This is a genomic window from uncultured Corynebacterium sp. (genome assembly GCF_937999985.1).
Lineage (GTDB): Bacteria > Actinomycetota > Actinomycetes > Mycobacteriales > Mycobacteriaceae > Corynebacterium.
The window spans coordinates 1-2147 of the sequence record NZ_CALLDG010000172.1 but is presented as its reverse complement, the minus strand read 5'-3'; the positions used below and the strand labels follow the sequence as shown (position 1 = coordinate 2147).

Genomic DNA, 2147 nt, shown 5'->3' with positions numbered 1-2147 from the left:
CCCGGAGGTCATCCGCCGCACGGGCCTCATCGCCTCCAACGGCATGATCGGCTGTGACATCTACGGCAACGTGAACTCCACGAATGTTTCTGGCTCGCGCATCATGAACGGCATCGGTGGCTCCGGCGACTTCACGCGCAACGCCTTCCTGTCCACCTTCATCTCCCCGTCCACGGCCAAGGACGGCGACATTTCCGCCATCGTGCCCTTCGCCTCCCACGTCGACCACACGGAGCACGACGTGATGGTCATCATCACGGAGTATGGCTACGCGGACCTGCGCGGCCTGGCGCCGCGCGATCGCGTGCCGAAGATCATCTCCGTTGCGCATCCGGACTACCGTCCACTGCTGGAGGAGTACTACGAGCGCGCCTGTGCCGAGGGCAACCACCTGCAGACCCCGCACGACCTGAAGACCGCCTTCAGCTTCCACATCAACCTGGCAGAGAAGGGGGCCATGAAGGGCTAACGCTGGCACTAGGGGGCAATTTTCTGCTTCGTTGAGGCATTAGATAGAATGCTCCCGTTGGGCCTTTAGCTCAGTTGGTAGAGCTACGGACTTTTAATCCGCAGGTCGTGGGTTCGAGCCCCACAGGGCCCACGTTCGCGATCACCCCGTCGGGGCGCTTCCATGGAGATCATGGTCGCGCCACGGCGGGGTTTTGCTTTTTGCGAAACAGGGGGCCTGCTGTCCCCTAGAATGAGGGGCACGGTCGATCCTCGAAATGAAAACACTAAGAGCCCTAGGTGGGAGCCCGCACATATTCAGTGTGCAGACGGTACCGTTCTGGACGGGCAGTGGGTGCTGCGCCCGGCCACAGGCGTGGACTTGAACCTTTACCGCAAGTTCGCTGCATTCCTCGCTAGTTGAGGTTGGGCTGCGCTGATCTACGACCTGCGAGGCACGGGCGAGTCCGCACAGTCGGGGGATAGATCCAACCGGGGAATCCGTATGAGTGACTGGATCATCGAGGATGTCCCCGCAGCGACCCGAGCACTGAAGGGACGATTCCTGGATGCCAAGCACGCTGCTGTGGGGCACTCGGTGGGTGCCCATGGAATGCTCGTTTCCCAGCACGAGGAGCCGGTGAAAGCCATGGTGATGGTTGCTAGCCATGCGGGCGTCACGAAAACGGTTCGTACTGCTGTGGAGCGAGCGAAGGTTTGGGCCATCTTCAATGTGGTTACCCCGGTGTGCGCCAGGCTCATGGGCTATGTGCCCGTCGACAAGCTTGGCGTGGGTAAGACCATTCCGTTGGGAGTGATGTTGCAATGGAGGCGCTGGGCAAGTCAGGGTCAGTATTTCTTCGAAGATCCGGAGTTCGATCTAGCGGAGCGATTCGCTAAGGCCGAGGGGCCAGTGTTGTCGGTGGTTATGAATGATGATCTCTGGGTGCACCGAGGTGCGGTAGATATTCTGACGGATAGGTTAGATCGCGCGGACGTCGTCAAACGAGACATTGAAGAGAGAGGGGACCGCGAACGGGCCCGTCGGGCACATGGGCTTCTACCGCTCGAAGCACAAGGATCTGTGGCCGGAAGTGGCCGAGTGGCTGGAGCAAAGAGTGTAGTGGGGCGTGGATTTTCGTCTCTGGAGGCTCAAAGCTGCTCGTCACGGGACAATTTGGTTGTTGTGCGGGGAGCAAGATAAACTAAGCGAGCTGTTTGAGGCGCAGATGCGTTTTAAACGAGCTCCCATCGTCTAGAGGCCTAGGACCCCGCCCTTTCACGGCGGTAACACGGGTTCGAATCCCGTTGGGAGTACGGCCCTGTGGCGCAGTTGGTTAGCGCGCCGCCCTGTCACGGCGGAGGTCGCGGGTTCAAGTCCCGTCAGGGTCGCCATAAAAGACCTAATAGAGAGCCTTTCCGGTGCTTTTCGCGCCGGGGAGGTTCTTTTTCTTTTTGTCTTTCTTTGTGACGCCCCCAGCTTGTGTGTTGAACACTTCAGCAGTGACGTGAAAGCCTGCCAGAAATGGCTTTTGAACAGCTGATTTGCTTAAGAACTTTGACACTGTGTAGAGTCTATTCTCGTGCAACGGACGGCTGAGACAAGTTGTTGTCTGGTCGTTTTATTTAGTTGCGCAGGCAAGATTGGCCCTGTGGCGCAGTTGGTTAGCGCGCCGCCCTGTCACGGCGGAGGTCGCGGG

At 59.1% G+C, this 2147-nt stretch carries 3 protein-coding genes and 3 tRNA genes; 5 read left to right on the top strand and 1 reads right to left on the bottom strand.

What is annotated here, in order from left to right; all coding sequences use genetic code 11:
• From Q0331_RS08215 to Q0331_RS08195, 5 genes are all read left to right on the top strand, one after another.
• Positions 1–469, top strand: a 469-nt coding sequence (locus Q0331_RS08215; RefSeq protein WP_298075892.1) for an acetyl-CoA hydrolase/transferase C-terminal domain-containing protein, incomplete at its 5' end; no start/stop codon positions are given.
• Positions 470–528: 59 nt separating this feature from the next.
• Positions 529–601: transfer RNA gene (locus Q0331_RS08210), tRNA-Lys, on the top strand.
• A 282-nt stretch (positions 602–883) separates the two neighbouring features.
• The gene (locus Q0331_RS08205) at positions 884–1651 is read left to right on the top strand and encodes a hypothetical protein (protein WP_367274976.1); all 768 of its coding nucleotides are present in this window, start codon (positions 884–886) and stop codon (positions 1649–1651) included.
• A 40-nt stretch (positions 1652–1691) separates the two neighbouring features.
• Positions 1692–1764: transfer RNA gene (locus Q0331_RS08200), tRNA-Glu, on the top strand.
• Between the two features lies 1 nt (position 1765).
• A tRNA-Asp gene (locus Q0331_RS08195) sits at positions 1766–1842 on the top strand.
• Positions 1843–1850: 8 nt separating this feature from the next.
• On the opposite strand, the gene Q0331_RS08190 is transcribed toward Q0331_RS08195, so the two are convergent.
• Complete coding sequence (locus Q0331_RS08190; protein ID WP_298075891.1) at positions 1851–2012, bottom strand: hypothetical protein; 162 nt, start codon at positions 2010–2012, stop codon at positions 1851–1853.
• Positions 2013–2147: the final 135 nt, after the last annotated feature.